Origin of the sequence: Arthrobacter tumbae (genome assembly GCF_016907495.1) — a bacterium.
Lineage (GTDB): Bacteria > Actinomycetota > Actinomycetes > Actinomycetales > Micrococcaceae > Arthrobacter_D > Arthrobacter_D tumbae.
In genome coordinates, this window is the sequence record NZ_JAFBCC010000001.1 from 676,434 (window position 1) to 690,486 (window position 14,053).

Annotated in this window: 10 protein-coding genes; 2 read left to right on the plus strand and 8 right to left on the minus strand. The window is 64.7% G+C overall.

The genetic code is table 11. From position 1 onward, the window contains the following. Positions 1–35 precede the first annotated feature (35 nt). The 5 genes from JOD47_RS03270 to JOD47_RS03290 all read right to left on the minus strand — a co-directional run bounded on the left by JOD47_RS03270 (position 36) and on the right by JOD47_RS03290 (position 6,593). Positions 36–635, minus strand: coding sequence for a TetR/AcrR family transcriptional regulator (locus tag JOD47_RS03270; protein ID WP_204531912.1), 600 nt, complete (start codon positions 633–635; stop codon positions 36–38). Between the two features lie 25 nt (positions 636–660). After that, positions 661–3,216 carry an MMPL family transporter gene (locus JOD47_RS03275; protein ID WP_204531914.1) on the minus strand — a complete coding sequence of 852 codons (2,556 nt, stop codon included), beginning with the start codon at positions 3,214–3,216 and terminating at the stop codon, positions 661–663. Between the two features lie 30 nt (positions 3,217–3,246). Further along, positions 3,247–3,861, minus strand: a complete 615-nt coding sequence (locus tag JOD47_RS03280) for a TetR/AcrR family transcriptional regulator (RefSeq protein ID WP_204531916.1) — start codon at positions 3,859–3,861, stop codon at positions 3,247–3,249. A 96-nt stretch (positions 3,862–3,957) separates the two neighbouring features. Beyond that, entirely contained in the window at positions 3,958–5,112 is a 1,155-nt protein-coding gene (locus JOD47_RS03285) for an FAD-dependent oxidoreductase (RefSeq protein WP_239547987.1), read from the minus strand. A 44-nt stretch (positions 5,113–5,156) separates the two neighbouring features. Then, positions 5,157–6,593 (minus strand): FAD-dependent oxidoreductase, encoded by a 1,437-nt coding sequence (locus JOD47_RS03290; protein WP_204531918.1) that lies wholly within the window; start codon positions 6,591–6,593, stop codon positions 5,157–5,159. 195 nt (positions 6,594–6,788) lie between these two features. Between JOD47_RS03290 and rarD the strand changes: the two genes are divergently transcribed. After that, positions 6,789–7,748 (plus strand): EamA family transporter RarD, encoded by a 960-nt coding sequence (gene rarD, locus JOD47_RS03295; RefSeq protein ID WP_307836189.1) that lies wholly within the window; start codon positions 6,789–6,791, stop codon positions 7,746–7,748. Here the strand turns inward: rarD and JOD47_RS03300 are convergent, their stop codons facing one another. From JOD47_RS03300 to JOD47_RS03310, 3 genes are all read right to left on the minus strand, one after another. Then, complete coding sequence (locus JOD47_RS03300) at positions 7,749–9,290, minus strand: APC family permease (protein WP_204531920.1); 1,542 nt, start codon at positions 9,288–9,290, stop codon at positions 7,749–7,751. Positions 9,291–9,546: 256 nt separating this feature from the next. Continuing rightward, positions 9,547–10,914, minus strand: coding sequence for a 4-aminobutyrate--2-oxoglutarate transaminase (gene gabT, locus JOD47_RS03305; RefSeq protein WP_204531921.1), 1,368 nt, complete (start codon positions 10,912–10,914; stop codon positions 9,547–9,549). A gap of 53 nt (positions 10,915–10,967) precedes the next feature. Further along, positions 10,968–12,398: a gamma-aminobutyraldehyde dehydrogenase gene (locus tag JOD47_RS03310; RefSeq protein ID WP_204531922.1), complete on the minus strand. Its 1,431-nt coding sequence runs from the start codon at positions 12,396–12,398 to the stop codon at positions 10,968–10,970. 148 nt (positions 12,399–12,546) lie between these two features. On the opposite strand from JOD47_RS03310, the gene JOD47_RS03315 reads away from it, so the two are divergent. Beyond that, positions 12,547–13,992: a PucR family transcriptional regulator gene (locus tag JOD47_RS03315; protein WP_204531923.1), complete on the plus strand. Its 1,446-nt coding sequence runs from the start codon at positions 12,547–12,549 to the stop codon at positions 13,990–13,992. Positions 13,993–14,053: the final 61 nt, after the last annotated feature.

Genomic DNA, 14,053 nt, shown 5'->3' on the forward strand with positions numbered 1-14,053 from the left:
GGGCAGGTCCGAAAGGGCCTGCCCTTCGTCGTTCTTTAGGGGTTCGTCCGGGAATTAGCCAGGTCAAGACCGGTGAAAAAGCGGTCCATCAGCAACTGCAGGGCCCGTTCGACGGAATCCCGATCCTGGTTCAGGACGTAGTCGTACTGCAGGCCGTACAGACTCGAAGTGAACAACCGCGCAGAGGACTCGGCCTCCGCACGCTGCATACCCTGGTTGACCAGCCAGTCTGCCGAGAAGGAATGCCAGTAGGCGAACTTCTTCAGGGCACTGCCGCGTGGATTGACGCTCACTGCGTCCTGGAGAGCGGCTTCAAATTCGAGCCGCTGCAACTGGCGGTTTCGCTCAATCAGAAGCCAGCTCCAGGCACCCAGGATCCACGTGCGGAAATCTTCCCGGGTGAATCCCTCGGGGTTCTCAGGCTTCAAAGCATCGTGACGCGCTTCAATATGGCGGACGATCTCATTGATGAGTTCCTCGCGGTTACCGAAGTGGTACACGAGTACGTAGCTGCTGATGCCCAGGCCGTCCGCAAGGGTACGGAAGCTCAGGCTCGCGAACGTCTTGTCGAGGAGATGATCGACGATCTGCTCGAGCAGCTCGTTCTTCCGTTCCGGTTTCGGGGGGCGCGCCATGGCTGAATAGTACAGCCCGTGAGGATCAGCGGCCTGTCGTCACAGGGTCCGACGCCGGAACCTGGCGCGCGCCGTCGTCGTTCGTTTGTTCCACCAGACGGGCGCCTTCGACGTCAACATCCGGCAGGATGCGGTCCAGCCACTTCGGCAGCCACCAGGCCGAACGGCCAAGCAGGTGCATTGCGGCCGGGATCAGCGTCATCCGGACAATGAACGCGTCAAGCAGCACGCCGAACGCCAGGCCGAAGCCGATGGGACGAACCATGGTCAGGTGGGAGAACACAAAGCCGGCGAACACAGACACCATGATGATGGCCGCAGCCGTCACCACCCTGGCGCCGTGGCTGAACCCCACCCGGACCGCTTCCTTGGCCGGCCGGCCGTGGACGAAGGACTCGCGCATGCCGGAGACGAGGAACATCTGGTAATCCATGGCCAGACCGAACAGCACGCCGATCAGGATGATGGGAAGGAAGCTCAGGATCGGGCCGGGATTGGTGACGCCGAAGAAGTCGCCCAGCCAGCCCCACTGGTAGATCGCGACGGTGGCGCCGAAGCTGGCCAGCAGCGAGAGGAGGAAGCCGGCAGTGGCGATGAGCGGCACCAGGATGGACCGGAACACGAGGAGCAACAGCACCAGGGACAGCCCGACGACGATGCCAAGGTAGAGCGGCATGGCTTCCATGAGTTTTGCGGAGACGTCGATGTTCGCGGCCGTCTGCCCGGTGAAGGACACGGTGACGCCCGTGGCGTCCTCAATGCTGGCGGCTTCGGCACGGAGGTCTCGCACCAGCTGCTCGGTGCTCTCGCTGGCCGGGCCCTCAGCGGGGATGACCTGGTAGATGGCGGTGCGTCCGTCATCACTGATTCCGGCAGGGACGGCGGTCACGACGTCGTCGATGGCGGCGAGGCGGTCGGCTACGTCGAGCTGGAGGTCAGTGCGTTCGCCTTCATCCGCGATCTGCGGCAATTCACCGACGGCGAGGAGAGGACCGTTGGTGCCCTCGCCGAACTTCTCCCCCACCAGTGTGTAGGCCTGGTAGGCGGTGGAATCGGTCGGCTCGGAGCCGCCGTCGGGCAGGCCGACACGTAGTTCCAGCGCCGGCAGGGCAAGGACACCGAGCGCAGCGACGCCTGCCAGCACCGTGAGGACCGGTTTGCGGGTGACGAAACCGCCCCAGCCGCGGCCGGCTGCATAGGAATCATCAACCGTGTGCTCGTCAGCCGCCGCTTCGCTGGCGGGGTGCGCGGTCTTCCAGCGGCGCTTCGAGATGACCTTGCGGCCCATGAAGCCTAGCAGCGCCGGCGTCAGGGTGAGCGCAACCAGCACGGAGACGGCGACTGTTCCGGCAGCGGATAGGCCGAGGATCGTGAGGAACGGCAGGCCGGGGACGGCGAGCGCAGCAAGGGCGATGATGACCGTGATACCCGCGAAAAGGACAGCGTTGCCTGCGGTCCCCGTGGCACGCGCAATGGATTCCTGCAGCGGCATACCGCGCAGCAGCTGCGTGCGGTGGCGGTTCACGATGAACAGTGAATAGTCGATTCCGACGGCGAGGCCCAGCATCAGCGCAAGCACCGGCGAGATGGAGCTCATCTGGATGACTCCGGTGAGGGCGAAGGTGATTCCGACGCCGACTCCCACTCCGACAATTGCCATGAGCAGCGGCAGGCCCGCTGCTACGAGTGTTCCGAGCATGACAATGAGGACAATGGCGGCGACCAGGAGTCCGATGACTTCGGCCGGGCCGAAGATCTCCGAGATGTCCTGGACGATTTCCTTGCTGTATTCGACGTTCAACCCGGCCTCAGTCGCCGCGTCAGCTGCTTCCTGAACCGCTTCACGGGTCTCGGGCGTGATGGCGTCGACTGCGGTGGTGAACTGGACGCTGGCAACCGCGGTGGTGTCGTCGTCGGACACGAACTGCACGCCTGAGGTGGCCTCGAGGAGGCGCTCACCGCGCTCGAGTTCCACGCGGGCGGCGTCCAGTTCGGCCTGGCCCTCGTCAAGCTGGGTGCGCTGGGCATCGATCCCGGCCTGGGCGGCGTCAAGCTGCGCCACAGTTGCGTCGATCTGTTCCGCGGGCAGGAACGTCTTTCCCGCTTCAAACTGCGCACGCTGGTCATCGAGCTGTGCCTGGGCGGCATCGAGCTGGGCGGCGCCGTCTACGAGCTCCTGGGCTCCCGCCTCGAGTTCCGCCCTGCCGTTCTCGATCTCCTCGCGGCTGTCGGCGAGCTGCTGGGCAGTCTCGAACGGGTCGATGACTGACTCAACGCCGTCGAGCCCTTCAACGTCGGTGAGGGCAGCGGTGGCTGTGTTCTGCTGCTCGGCGGTGAACTCGCCGTCGGTGCTCTGGAAAACAATGGTTCCCATGCCGCCGACGGCCTCGGGCATCTCCTCCTTGAGCTGATTCAGGACACGCTGGGACTCAGTGCCCGGGATGGTGAAGTTGTTGCTCAGGGTGCCGGAGAAAGCGACGGCTGAGCCACCGACAGCGACCATGATGGCCAGCCAGGCGGAGACCACCCACCAGCGGCGGCGGTAGGCGAAGGAACCGAGTCGGTACAGGAGGAATGCCATGGTGTTGTGCGTCCTGGATTGAGGGCTGAATTAGGAAGAAGGACGGGAAAAGCCGTCGCGAAGCATGCTCAGCGTCGCGACGATGGAGTCTTCAAGGGTTTGCGCCGCATTGTGGTCCGGGTTCTCGCCCGATGCCCACTCCCGCATTGCGGCCTTAGCGCAGGAGAGCAGCGATCCGACCAGCGCGTGGACATAGAGGGTCGAAGCCTGGCCGCGCAACCGGTCCTCGACCGCGCTGATGATGCGCGCTTCAGCCCGCTCCCAGGCGAGGAGGTGGGAACCGAGGAGATCGGGGTTGCCTGCAGCCATGCGGAAGAGGTCGCCGCAGTCCTTCAGGTTTTCCACCTTGGTAGTGGCGGCGAGGGCTGCGATCATGGCGTCGAGGATGGGCTCATCCCCGGGGCGGGCGGCAAGCTCTGCTTCCGCGCGGTCCAGGAAAGACTCCGTGGAGACGATCAGCGCCTCTTCCGGGCTGTGAAAGTAGTTGAAGAAGGTCCGGCGGGAAACGTTTGCCTGGTCGGCGATCTGCTCAGCCGTGAAACCGCCCATGCCGTGGGTGCGCGCGAGGTTGAGAGCCGCCTGGGCAATAGCGCGCCGTGTCTCGAGCTTGTTCTGCTCGCGGCGGCTGATCTGCTGTTCTGTCACAGAATTACACTACGTGCAACTTTGCACGCGGTGCAAGTTCACCTTTGGGGTCTTGGCGCGGGCCGGTCGTGACCATCTTGCTCAGGCACTGAGCGCTCAGGAGATGGGCACCGCTTTGCCCGCCAGTGAAGCGCCGATGAACCGGTTGATCACCGGCAGCCGGGACAGCTTCAGCATCACCCGACGCAGCAACAGTTCCGGGCCCGACGACGGCAGGAACCAGCGCGCTGCGCGGCGCCCGGCCTCCTGCTTTTCGCGGGCGACCGGCATCCAGTGCTCCTCATAAGCGACGAGTCCATCCGCAATCGATGCGGACTCCGCAAGGTGGTTCGACAGGATGCGGGCTCCGGCAACCGCCAGTGACGCCCCCTGGCCGGCGAGCAGCGAAACCGCCTGGCACGCATCACCCACCAGAACCACCCGGCCGGAATGCCACCGCTCCATGTGGATCTGGGCGACAACATCGTAGTACGGGTCCTCGGGCGCCTGGTCGAGAGCGCGTGGAGCGAGCCAACCTGCGCCCGAAAACTCCTTGCGCAGGGCCTCCCTTCGATTTACCGGCAGTGCGGGAGAAGCATCCCGGTGAATCAGGAACGCGGCGACCTTCGCATCCCTCAGCCCATAGAGTCCGATCTGCCTGTCCCTGGTGTCACTGAGGGCGAACCTGCCGCTGACTTGCTCACTCGTGACGGGATCCTCGAAGGTGAATGCAGCAGTATGGAATCCGAGGTAGTTGATGTACCGGGATTCCGGCCCGAAGACGGCTTCCCTCACCACCGAGTGAATGCCGTCCGCGCCGACCACGAGGTCAGCGTCAATAAGCCGTCCGTCCGAGGTATGGACGCACGCGCCGTCGTCGTAATTCTCGATCTGCTTGAAAGTTGCGCCGTAGCGAAGGCGGACTGACGCAGGAAGGCTTTCCCGCAGTGCATCCTCGAGATCCGGTCGCATGATGCTCATCAGCCGGCCGTCGACTGCCTTCGAGAAGCGTTCGTAGCTGAGGCGCCCGGTTGAGCGCCCCTTCGCATTGACGTACGACACTTCATGGACGGAGTACGCCCGGGCCTGCAGCGCCGGCAGCACGCCCATCTTTTCCGCGGCATCATATCTGGGACCGAAGAAGTCAACCATGTAGCCGCTTGCCCGAGGTCCCGGCGCTCTCTCCAGAATCTCCACCTGCCACCCGAATTCCGCAAGGTTCTTCGCCGTAGCCAGGCCCGCGATCCCCGCGCCGATGATGATGGCCTTCATGATCAGTCCTTTCCGACGATCCGCAGCAGCACCGGCGGCTGGACTTACTCCCCGCGGGAAATCGCGATCATGTCCTCGCGCGGAACCAGCTTCACGCGGTCCCGGACCAGCTCGGGGAGGCTGCCGTCGTCGTGCATGTAATTGGCGCCCAGCTTCATTTCGTGGGAATCGAGCTTCAGCCAGCCCTCCCAGGTGGTGTACCGGACGCCGCGCTCCTCCAGGAGGTTGATGATGGCGTCTTCCGACGGATGTTCGGCCGGCGGGAGGTTGAGTCGGTCCTCCAAAAGGTAGCCGATGGTCTCGAGGGCGTCGCCCTTGGTGTGGCCGATCAGCCCGACGGGCCCGCGCTTGATCCAGCCGGTGCAGTAGATGCCGGGCACGGCGTTGCCTGACTCATCCACCACACGTCCGCCCTCGTTGGGGATGACGCCGGCCTGCTCGTCGTAGCCGACCTCCGGCAGTTCCGAGCCGAAGTAGCCGATGGCCCGGTAAACGGCCTGGATCGGGTAGTCGAGGTACTCGCCAGTACCCTCCACCGAACCGCTGCCGTTGAGGCGCGTGCGCTCAAAACGGACCTTCGCCACCTTGCCCGGGGTGTCCGGCGAGTCAGTGATCTCCACGGGACTGTGCAGGAAGTGAAGGTGCAGGCGGCGCGAGGCCGTGAATTCCGCCGGATCCTCCGGCTGCTCAACCAGCCAGTTCGTCAGCGTCTTGACCATCGTCTTGGTCTGGTTGTTGCCGGCGATCTGCTGTTCGGAGGCTTCGTCGAAATCGAAATCCTCGGGGTACAGCACAATGTCGACGTCGCGAGAGTGCGAAAGCTCACGCAATTCCAACGGCGTGAACTTCACCTGCGCGGGCCCGCGGCGGCCGAAGACGTGCACGTCCGTCACCGGGGACTCCTTCAGCGCAGCGTAGACGTTGGATGGAATCTCCGTGACCAGGAGATCATCGGCGTGCTTCGAGAGAACGCGGGCGATGTCCAAGGCCACGTTGCCGTTGCCGATGACGGCGATCTCTTTGGCATCAAGCGGCCAGTCGCGGTCAACGTCAGGGTGCCCGTCATACCAGGAGACGAAGTCCGCTCCGCCGAAGGAACCCTGAAGGTCCACGCCGGGAATGTTCAGATCCGCGTCCTTCACCGCACCCGTGGCGAAGATGACGGCGTCGTAGAAGGTACGGAAGTCTTTCAAGGTGAGATCGCGGCCGTAGTTCACGTTGCCGAGGAAGCGGATGTCCCCGCGGTCCAGTACCTTGTGCAGGGCGGTCACGATGCCCTTGATACGCGGATGATCAGGGGCCACGCCGTAGCGGATCAGGCCGTAGGGCGCGGGGTACTGGTCAAAGAGGTCGATGGAAACCTCGAAGTCACCGCCCTTGACCTCCTGCGACTTCGTCAGGATGTCTGCGGCATAAACACCGGCCGGGCCTGCGCCGATGATGGCTACCCGAAGTGGACGGACCGACGTCGTGCTGGACACTGATGCCTTCTTCCTGGTGGATTACCCGGGGGCTTCCCTGAGGGGACAATTGAACGCACATTAGCGCACAGTTTCCTATTCTAAATCCCCCGTTCGATCCGCGTCGAAACCAGTGGCGCGGCTCACTCGCAACTCCCCTGAATGTTCCCCGTCCGTCCCCGGAATAGGAACGGTACGACGGCGGTTGGCACGCATGTGAGCCGCACCCGAACCAATCCCCGCCCTGCCCGTAGCGAAAACGCCACGGGCGTCCTCTTTGGTATCGGCGCCTACGGACTGTGGGGCATGCTCCCCCTGTACTTCATCATTCTGCTCCCGGCCACCGCCGTGGAAATTGTGGCGAACCGTGTGCTGTGGTCGCTCATCTTCTGCGCGCTGCTGCTGACCGTTCTGCGCTCCTGGACCACGGTCCGCACCGCCTTCGCCAACCCGAAGGTACTCGGAACCCTTACCGTGGCCGGGCTTCTCATTGCCGTGAACTGGCTTGTTTACACCTACGGCGTCACCAACGGTCACGCCATCGAGGCATCGCTGGGCTATTTCATCAACCCGATCGTGTCGGTCCTTCTCGGCGTCCTCGTACTGCGGGAGAAGCTCCGTCCACTGCAGTGGGTGGCCGTGGGAATGGGGCTGGTCGCCGTCGTCGTCCTGGCGGTTGGCTACGGGAACGTACCGTGGATCGCCCTGGCGCTGGCTTTTTCCTTCGGTTTCTACGGGTTTGTGAAAAAGCGGGTGGGACCGAGCGTCGACGCCGTGACCAGCCTCAGCATCGAAACGGCGGTGCTGACGCCGATCGCCGCCGTTGTCATGATCTGGCTTTCGCTCTCCGGCGGGGCAACGCTGACCACGGAGGGGCCCGGCCACTTCTGGATTATGGCGGCGTCGGGAGTCATCACCGCTGTTCCGCTGATTTTCTTCGGTGCAGCTGCCCGCCGGCTGCCCCTGACCACCATCGGGATGCTGCAGTACCTCGCGCCGGTTCTCCAGTTCATCCTGGCCCTCACGGTTTTCCGCGAGGAGATGCCGTTGGAGCGGTGGATCGGCTTCGGGCTGGTATGGGTGGGCCTCGCGCTCCTCACCGTGGACATGATCCGTACGGTCCGGAAGAACGCGAGGCCCCGCAAGAGCGGGCAACAGCTGCCCGCGGGCGTCTGACTACTCGGCCACCTCAAGCGCCGGAGTGTCACGGCGCAGCGTCTCGCCGCGGAAGAACCCCGGATGCGTGCGGCGGACGATGAACATCACCACGACGCCCAGCGCGATGATCCCCACGCCGATCACGAACACCAGCCCTACCCCGAAGACTTCCGAGCCGCTGCCGAAGGCCGGATCCCAGCTGTCGACGGCGGTCTGCAGGAACACGATCACGAGGCCGATTCCGCCGAGCAGCGGTGCCAGCAGCCGGAACACGAAGTTCCGCGCCGAGGTGAATGCCGTCCGGCGGAAGTACCAGACGCAGGCCAGGGCAGTCAGGCCGTAGTAGAAGCAGATCATCAGGCCGAGGGCCATGATGGTGTCGTTCAGGACGTTGTCGCTGATGATGCGCATGAGCGAGTAGAACCCTGCGGAGATCACGCCGGCGACGACGGTTGCGAAGACCGGCGACCGGTACGTGGGATGCACGGTCGCAAACTTCTGCGGCAGCGCCTTGTAGTAACCCATAGCCAGCAGGCTGCGGGCCGGGGAAAGGAAGGTCGACTGCAGCGACGCGGCGCAGCTGGACAGCACTGCGAGCGAGAGCAGGATGGCGAACGGCCCCATGACCGGAGCGGCAAGCGCCGCGAAGACGTTCTCGGAGATGTCCGAGTTGTTGAGGCCGAGACCTTCAGTACCGATGCCGGCGAACATGACCGTCGCAATGGCGCCGAGCAGGTAGATGCCCAGCACGACGACGGCGGTCCAGGTTGCTGCCTGGCCGGCGGTTCGCTTGCCGTTCCGGGATTCCTCGCTCACCGTGAGGCAGACATCCCACCCCCAGAACGCGAAGATGGACAGCGAAAGCCCGAGTGCGAAGGCGGAGAAGCTTTCGATCGCGAAGGGATTGAACCAGTCCCAGCTGAACGCGATGGTGTCAGCGGCTGAGCCCTGCTGGATGCGGCTGAACGCGGCAATCACGAACCACGCCAGCACACCGACCTGCAGTCCCACGAGCGCGTACTGCACGGCCTTGGTGGTCTTCACGCCGCGGCAGGAAACCCACACGGCAGCGCCGACGAACACCAGGCAGGTCAGGATGTTCAGCCACCGGATTCCCGTGAGGTCCGCAATGGCGTCCTGCCCGGTGAGCTGGGCGAGGAACAGGTAGAAGAAGTCGACGGCGACGCCGGCCAGATTGGAGAGCACGATGATGTTCGCCGCCAGCAGTCCCCAGCCGCCGATCCAGCCGATGTACGGGCCGAACGCCTTGGTCACCCAGGTGAAAGTGGTTCCGCTGTCCGGGCTGTCCGCGTTGAGCTCGCGGTACCCGAGCGCCACCAGGAACATCGGGATGAACCCGACCAGGAAGATCGCCGGAAGGTGCACGCCGATACTCTGCACCGTGGGGCCCAGTGTGCTGGTGAGGACGTAGGCCGGCGCGATGGTGGAAATACCGATGACGACGACGGCGAGCAGGCCGAGCTGGCCCGTCTTCAGTCCCTTGCCGGAGTACTTGGGCGTGCTGTTTGGAGCGCCGGTGCGCACTTTCATAGTGCTCATGGGTTCCTTACCTCTTTGTTAGGAATTGTGTGCCGAGCGGATTCTCCACTGTCACCTGGATCACATAAACGAATTGCGTTCGTTTAGTATGCAGGCTCCGGCGCCTGTGTGCAAGACGCAACCCGATGAGTTGGCAGGACACGCCCTTAATTGCCCGCCATCAGGGGAGTGTCCTGCCAAATCAACGCAGAAAGAACGACGGCGGTCGGCCGGGATATCCCAGCCGACCGCCGTCGTCGTCGTACGTGCGCTAGCGCTACTTCGCCGCGCGGATTGCTTTCTCCAGAACGTCGAGGCCGTCGTTCAGGAGCTCCTCCCCGATGACCAGCGGGGGCAGCAGCCGAATGATGTTGCCGTAAGTTCCGCAGGTGAGAATGATGACGCCTTCCTCCAGACATGCGGCCGCAATCGCCTTGGTCGCCACTGGATTGGGCTCCCTGGTACCCGGCATGACGAATTCGACGGCGAGCATGGCGCCACGGCCGCGGACCTCGCCGAGGATGCCGCTCTCCTCCTGCAGGGCGCGCAGACGCGGCACCACAATCTCCTCGATCCGCCGCGCACGCGCGGACAGGTCCAGGTCCGTCATGGTGTCGATCGCAGCGAGCGCCGCAGCACAGGCAACGGGGTTGCCGCCGTAGGTGCCGCCCAGACCACCGGGGTGAACGGCGTCGAGCAGGTCCGCACGGCCGGTGACAGCCGAAAGAGGCATACCCCCGGCAATGCCCTTGGCCATGGTGATCAGATCAGGAACCACTCCCTCATGATTCACCGCGAACCATTCGCCGGTGCGGCAGAATCCGGACTGCACCTCGTCCGCAATGAAGACGACGCCCTTCTCCTTCGCCCACGCGGCGAGGGTGGGCATGAAGCCGTCAGCGGGGACAATGAAGCCGCCCTCGCCCTGCACCGGCTCGATGATGATCGCGGCGAGTGACTCCGCGCCGATCTGCTTCTCCATCACGGAGATGGCCCGCTGTGCGGCTTCCTCGCCCGTGATCGACGGGTTTTCCTCCCTGAACGGGTAGCTCATGGGCAGGCGGTAGACCTCGGAGGCGAACGGACCGAAGGTACCGTCGGGGCCGGCCTTGTAGGGAAGCGACTTGGCGGTCAGCGCCATGGTCAGGTTGGTGCGGCCGTGGTAGGCGTGGTCAAACGCGGCTACCGCGGGGCGGCCGGTGGCCATCCGTGCAATCTTGACGGCGTTCTCCACCGCCTCAGCGCCGGAGTTGAATAGCACCGTCCGCTTCTCGAAATCGCCCGGGGTCAACTCGGCGAGCTTCTCCGCAACGGCGATGTAGCCCTCGTAGGGGGTCACCATGAAGCAGGTGTGCGTGAAGTGCTCCACCTGCTCCTTCACTGCACCGACGACGGCGGGATCGGACGCCCCGACGCTCGTCACCGCGATGCCGGAGCCGAAGTCGATGAACGAGTTACCGTCGACGTCGTGCAGGATCCCGCCATCAGCGTCCGCAACATACACGGGAACGCCGGAGGCAACACCCTTGGCGACGACGGCGGAGCGGCGTGCGTTGAGGGCGGTGGATTTGGGGCCGGGGAAATCGCCGATGATGCGGCGCTTCTGCTCGAGCCGGAAGTGCGGCTGGAGTGCCTGGGTGGTCATAGGAAGTCCTTTCTGGACAAAGAATCTGGAGAAAAATCCGGACAGAGAACCTGTCAGGCGTCCAGCGCGCTCATGACGTGCTTGATGCGGGTGTAGTCCTCGACGCCGTACATGGAGAGGTCCTTGCCGTAGCCGGAGCTCTTGAATCCGCCATGGGGCATTTCGGCGGTGAGGAGGATGTGGGTGTTGATCCACACGGCACCGAAATCCAGGTCACGGGAGACGCGCATGGCTGTTCCGTGGTCGGTGGTCCAGACGCTGGAGGCCAGGGCGTAGTCCACGTCATTGGCCATCCCGATCGCTTCCTCCTCGCTGGAGAACTTCTGCACGGTGATGACCGGTCCGAAGGTTTCCTTCTGCACGATGTCGTCGGTCTGTTCGGCGCCGGTGACGATGGTGGCTTCGTAGAAGTAGCCCTTGTCACCGGAGCGCTTGCCGCCGACTGCCACGGAGCAGTGCGAGGGCAGTGCATCCATGACCGCGTTGACGGCGTTGAAGTGGTTGATGTTGTTGAGCGGCCCGAAGTAGTTCTTCGAGTCGTCGGCATCACCCGTGGTGAGGGTTTTGGTGTGTTCAACCATGGCAGCCACGAGGTCATCGTGGGCTGAATCCTGCACCAGCACGCGGGTGACGGCGGTGCAGTCCTGCCCGGCGTTGAAGAAGGCCGCCTCGGCGATGGCCGCCGCGCTCTTCTTGACGTCAGCGTCGCCGAAGACGATGGCCGGAGCCTTGCCTCCGAGCTCGAGGTGGGCGCGCTTGAGCCCCTTCGCGGCTCCGGTGGCGACGGCGATGCCCGCACGCACCGAGCCGGTGATCGAGACCATGGCCGGGGTCTTGTGCTCAACCATGGCCGCGCCGGTGGCTCCTGTGCCCAGCACAACGTTCAGGACGCCGTCGGGCAGGATACCCTGCGTCAGTCGGGCGAGGACAAGCGTGGACTCCGGAGTGGTGTCACTGGGCTTGAGCACGATGGTGTTGCCGGCGGCAAGCGCCGGGCCGATCTTCCAGATGGCCATGAGGAAGGGGTAGTTCCACGGTGCAACCTGGGCGATGACCCCGACCGGTTCGCGGCGGACGTACGAGGTGTGGCCTTCGAAGTACTCTCCGGCGGACTTGCCCTCAAGGATGCGGGCGGCGCCGGCGAAGAAGCGCATCTGGTCCGCTCCGGCTGCGACTTCCTCCGAGGCGATCATTTCCCGGACCTGGCCGGTGTTGCGGTGCTGGGCCTCAACAAGTTCCTCGCTGTGGGACTCGATGGCGTCGGCGAGCTTGAGCAGCATGAGCTGGCGCTGCCCGGGAGTTTCCCGCTTCCAGGAGGCGAAGGCCGTCTTGGCGGCGCTCATCGCTGAGTCGACGTCAGCCTGGACGGATACGGGCGACTGCGCGACCACTTCACCGTTGGTCGGGTTGACGATGTCCAGCAGCTCGCTGCCGCTCGGCGTGACGAACTGGCCGTTGATGAAGTTCTGCAGGGTTGCGACCACGGCGTATTTCCTTTCGTTCCGGGACAGGAGTGCCCAAATTCACTGCCGACCATACGTGGTCCACGCCACGCCGCCTAGGTTTGACCGCACAGCGCTTTCGCAGAAGCGTGATGCATCCGCACAAGCCCGCCCGCCTATAGTGGACGTTATGGCGATCACACTGTCGGCCCTCCTGGCCACACCCGCACTGAAGCTGCAGCGGGTGGGCACCAGTGCTGTAGCGGACGTGCCGGTCCAGTGGGTTGCGGTGACCGAGCTGGAGGACCCGAAGCCCTTCCTCAGCGGCGGCGAAGTGGTGCTCACCACCGGCCTCCGGCAGAAATCAGCCACCTCGCAGCGCAACTTCGTCCGGCATGTCCAGGCGTCCGGCGCGCTGGCGATCGGCTTTGCGACGGGCCTGAGCCACGAGAAGGTGCCGGCCGCGTTCCTCGACCAGGCGGACGAGCTCGGCCTCCCGGTGTTCCGCGTTCCGTATGAAACACCGTTCATCGCGATCGGAAAGATCGTTGCCGACTCCCTGTCCGCTGAACACTACGCGCGGCTCGAAAACCTGCTGAAGGGCCACCAGGTGCTGGCCGCTGCCCTGCTCGGCGGTGGCGGCCTCCCCCAGCTCCTGCGTGAGCTTGCCTCGATGCTGCGCACCGACGTCGCGCTGTCCCAGTACGGAACGGTGCTGTTCGCGACCGGCGGCAGTGCGCCGGGTGTCGGGGCAGGTGAGCCGGCCGGCGTGCCGGACCGCGCATGGCATCGGGTGCCGGTGGCGACGGGTCTGAAGGACCGCTGCACCCTGGCCATTGCCGAGCCGTACCAGCGCGACGCCATTACGGACTACGCGCAGAGCCTGATCAGCGTCGAACTGAGCAACCAGGCCAGGCGCAGGGCGAGTGAGCGCGCCGTCGTCGGGCAGTTGCTGCAGGACGTGGTGCGCGGCACGCTCAGCGGCAGCGATGCTGCGGCGCGCCTGGGCAGCGCCGGCATAGACACTGCCCGAAGGCAGTGCGTTGTGCTTGCGGATGTGGCAACTGGCCAGCGCCGCGCCCTGCGGACGCTTCCGTTGCCGGGCACGTACGACGACGCCGTCACAGCCGTTGTGGACGACCGGCTGGTGATCGCGGTGCCGGAAAGCGACGGCGAATCCTTCAGCCAGGCGCTGAGCGCCTACCTCCACGGAGCGGGTTTCACAGCGAAAGTAGGCTTTGGGGGAGGCTATGCCCAGCCCAGCGGTCTGCGCTGGAGCTACTTCGAGGCGCGCGAGTCACTGACCCGGGGCCAGGCGGTCAACCAGCCGGACCGGCTCAGCCTGACCTCCCTCCTCATGGCAAGCGAAGACGTGCCGCTGGCAGATCTGGCCGCCGAAGCACTCGACCCGGTCGTTGCCTTTGATGAACGCCACGGCGCGGAACTGATGCTCACGCTTGAGAAGTATCTTGCACACAACGGGTCGGTGGCCGCCGTTGCAGACGTACTGCAGTTGCACCGCAACACCGTCCGATACCGCCTGCAGCAGATCGTGGACCTCACGGGCTACGATCCCGCCGTCACCGCGGACCGCGTGCACCTGTACCTCGCGCTGAACGTGCGCGGGCTCCGGTAAGTACCGGAAACAAGGAATCCTGCTTCCGAGGAGCACTCTCTCTGGCGCGCCGCCCCCAACG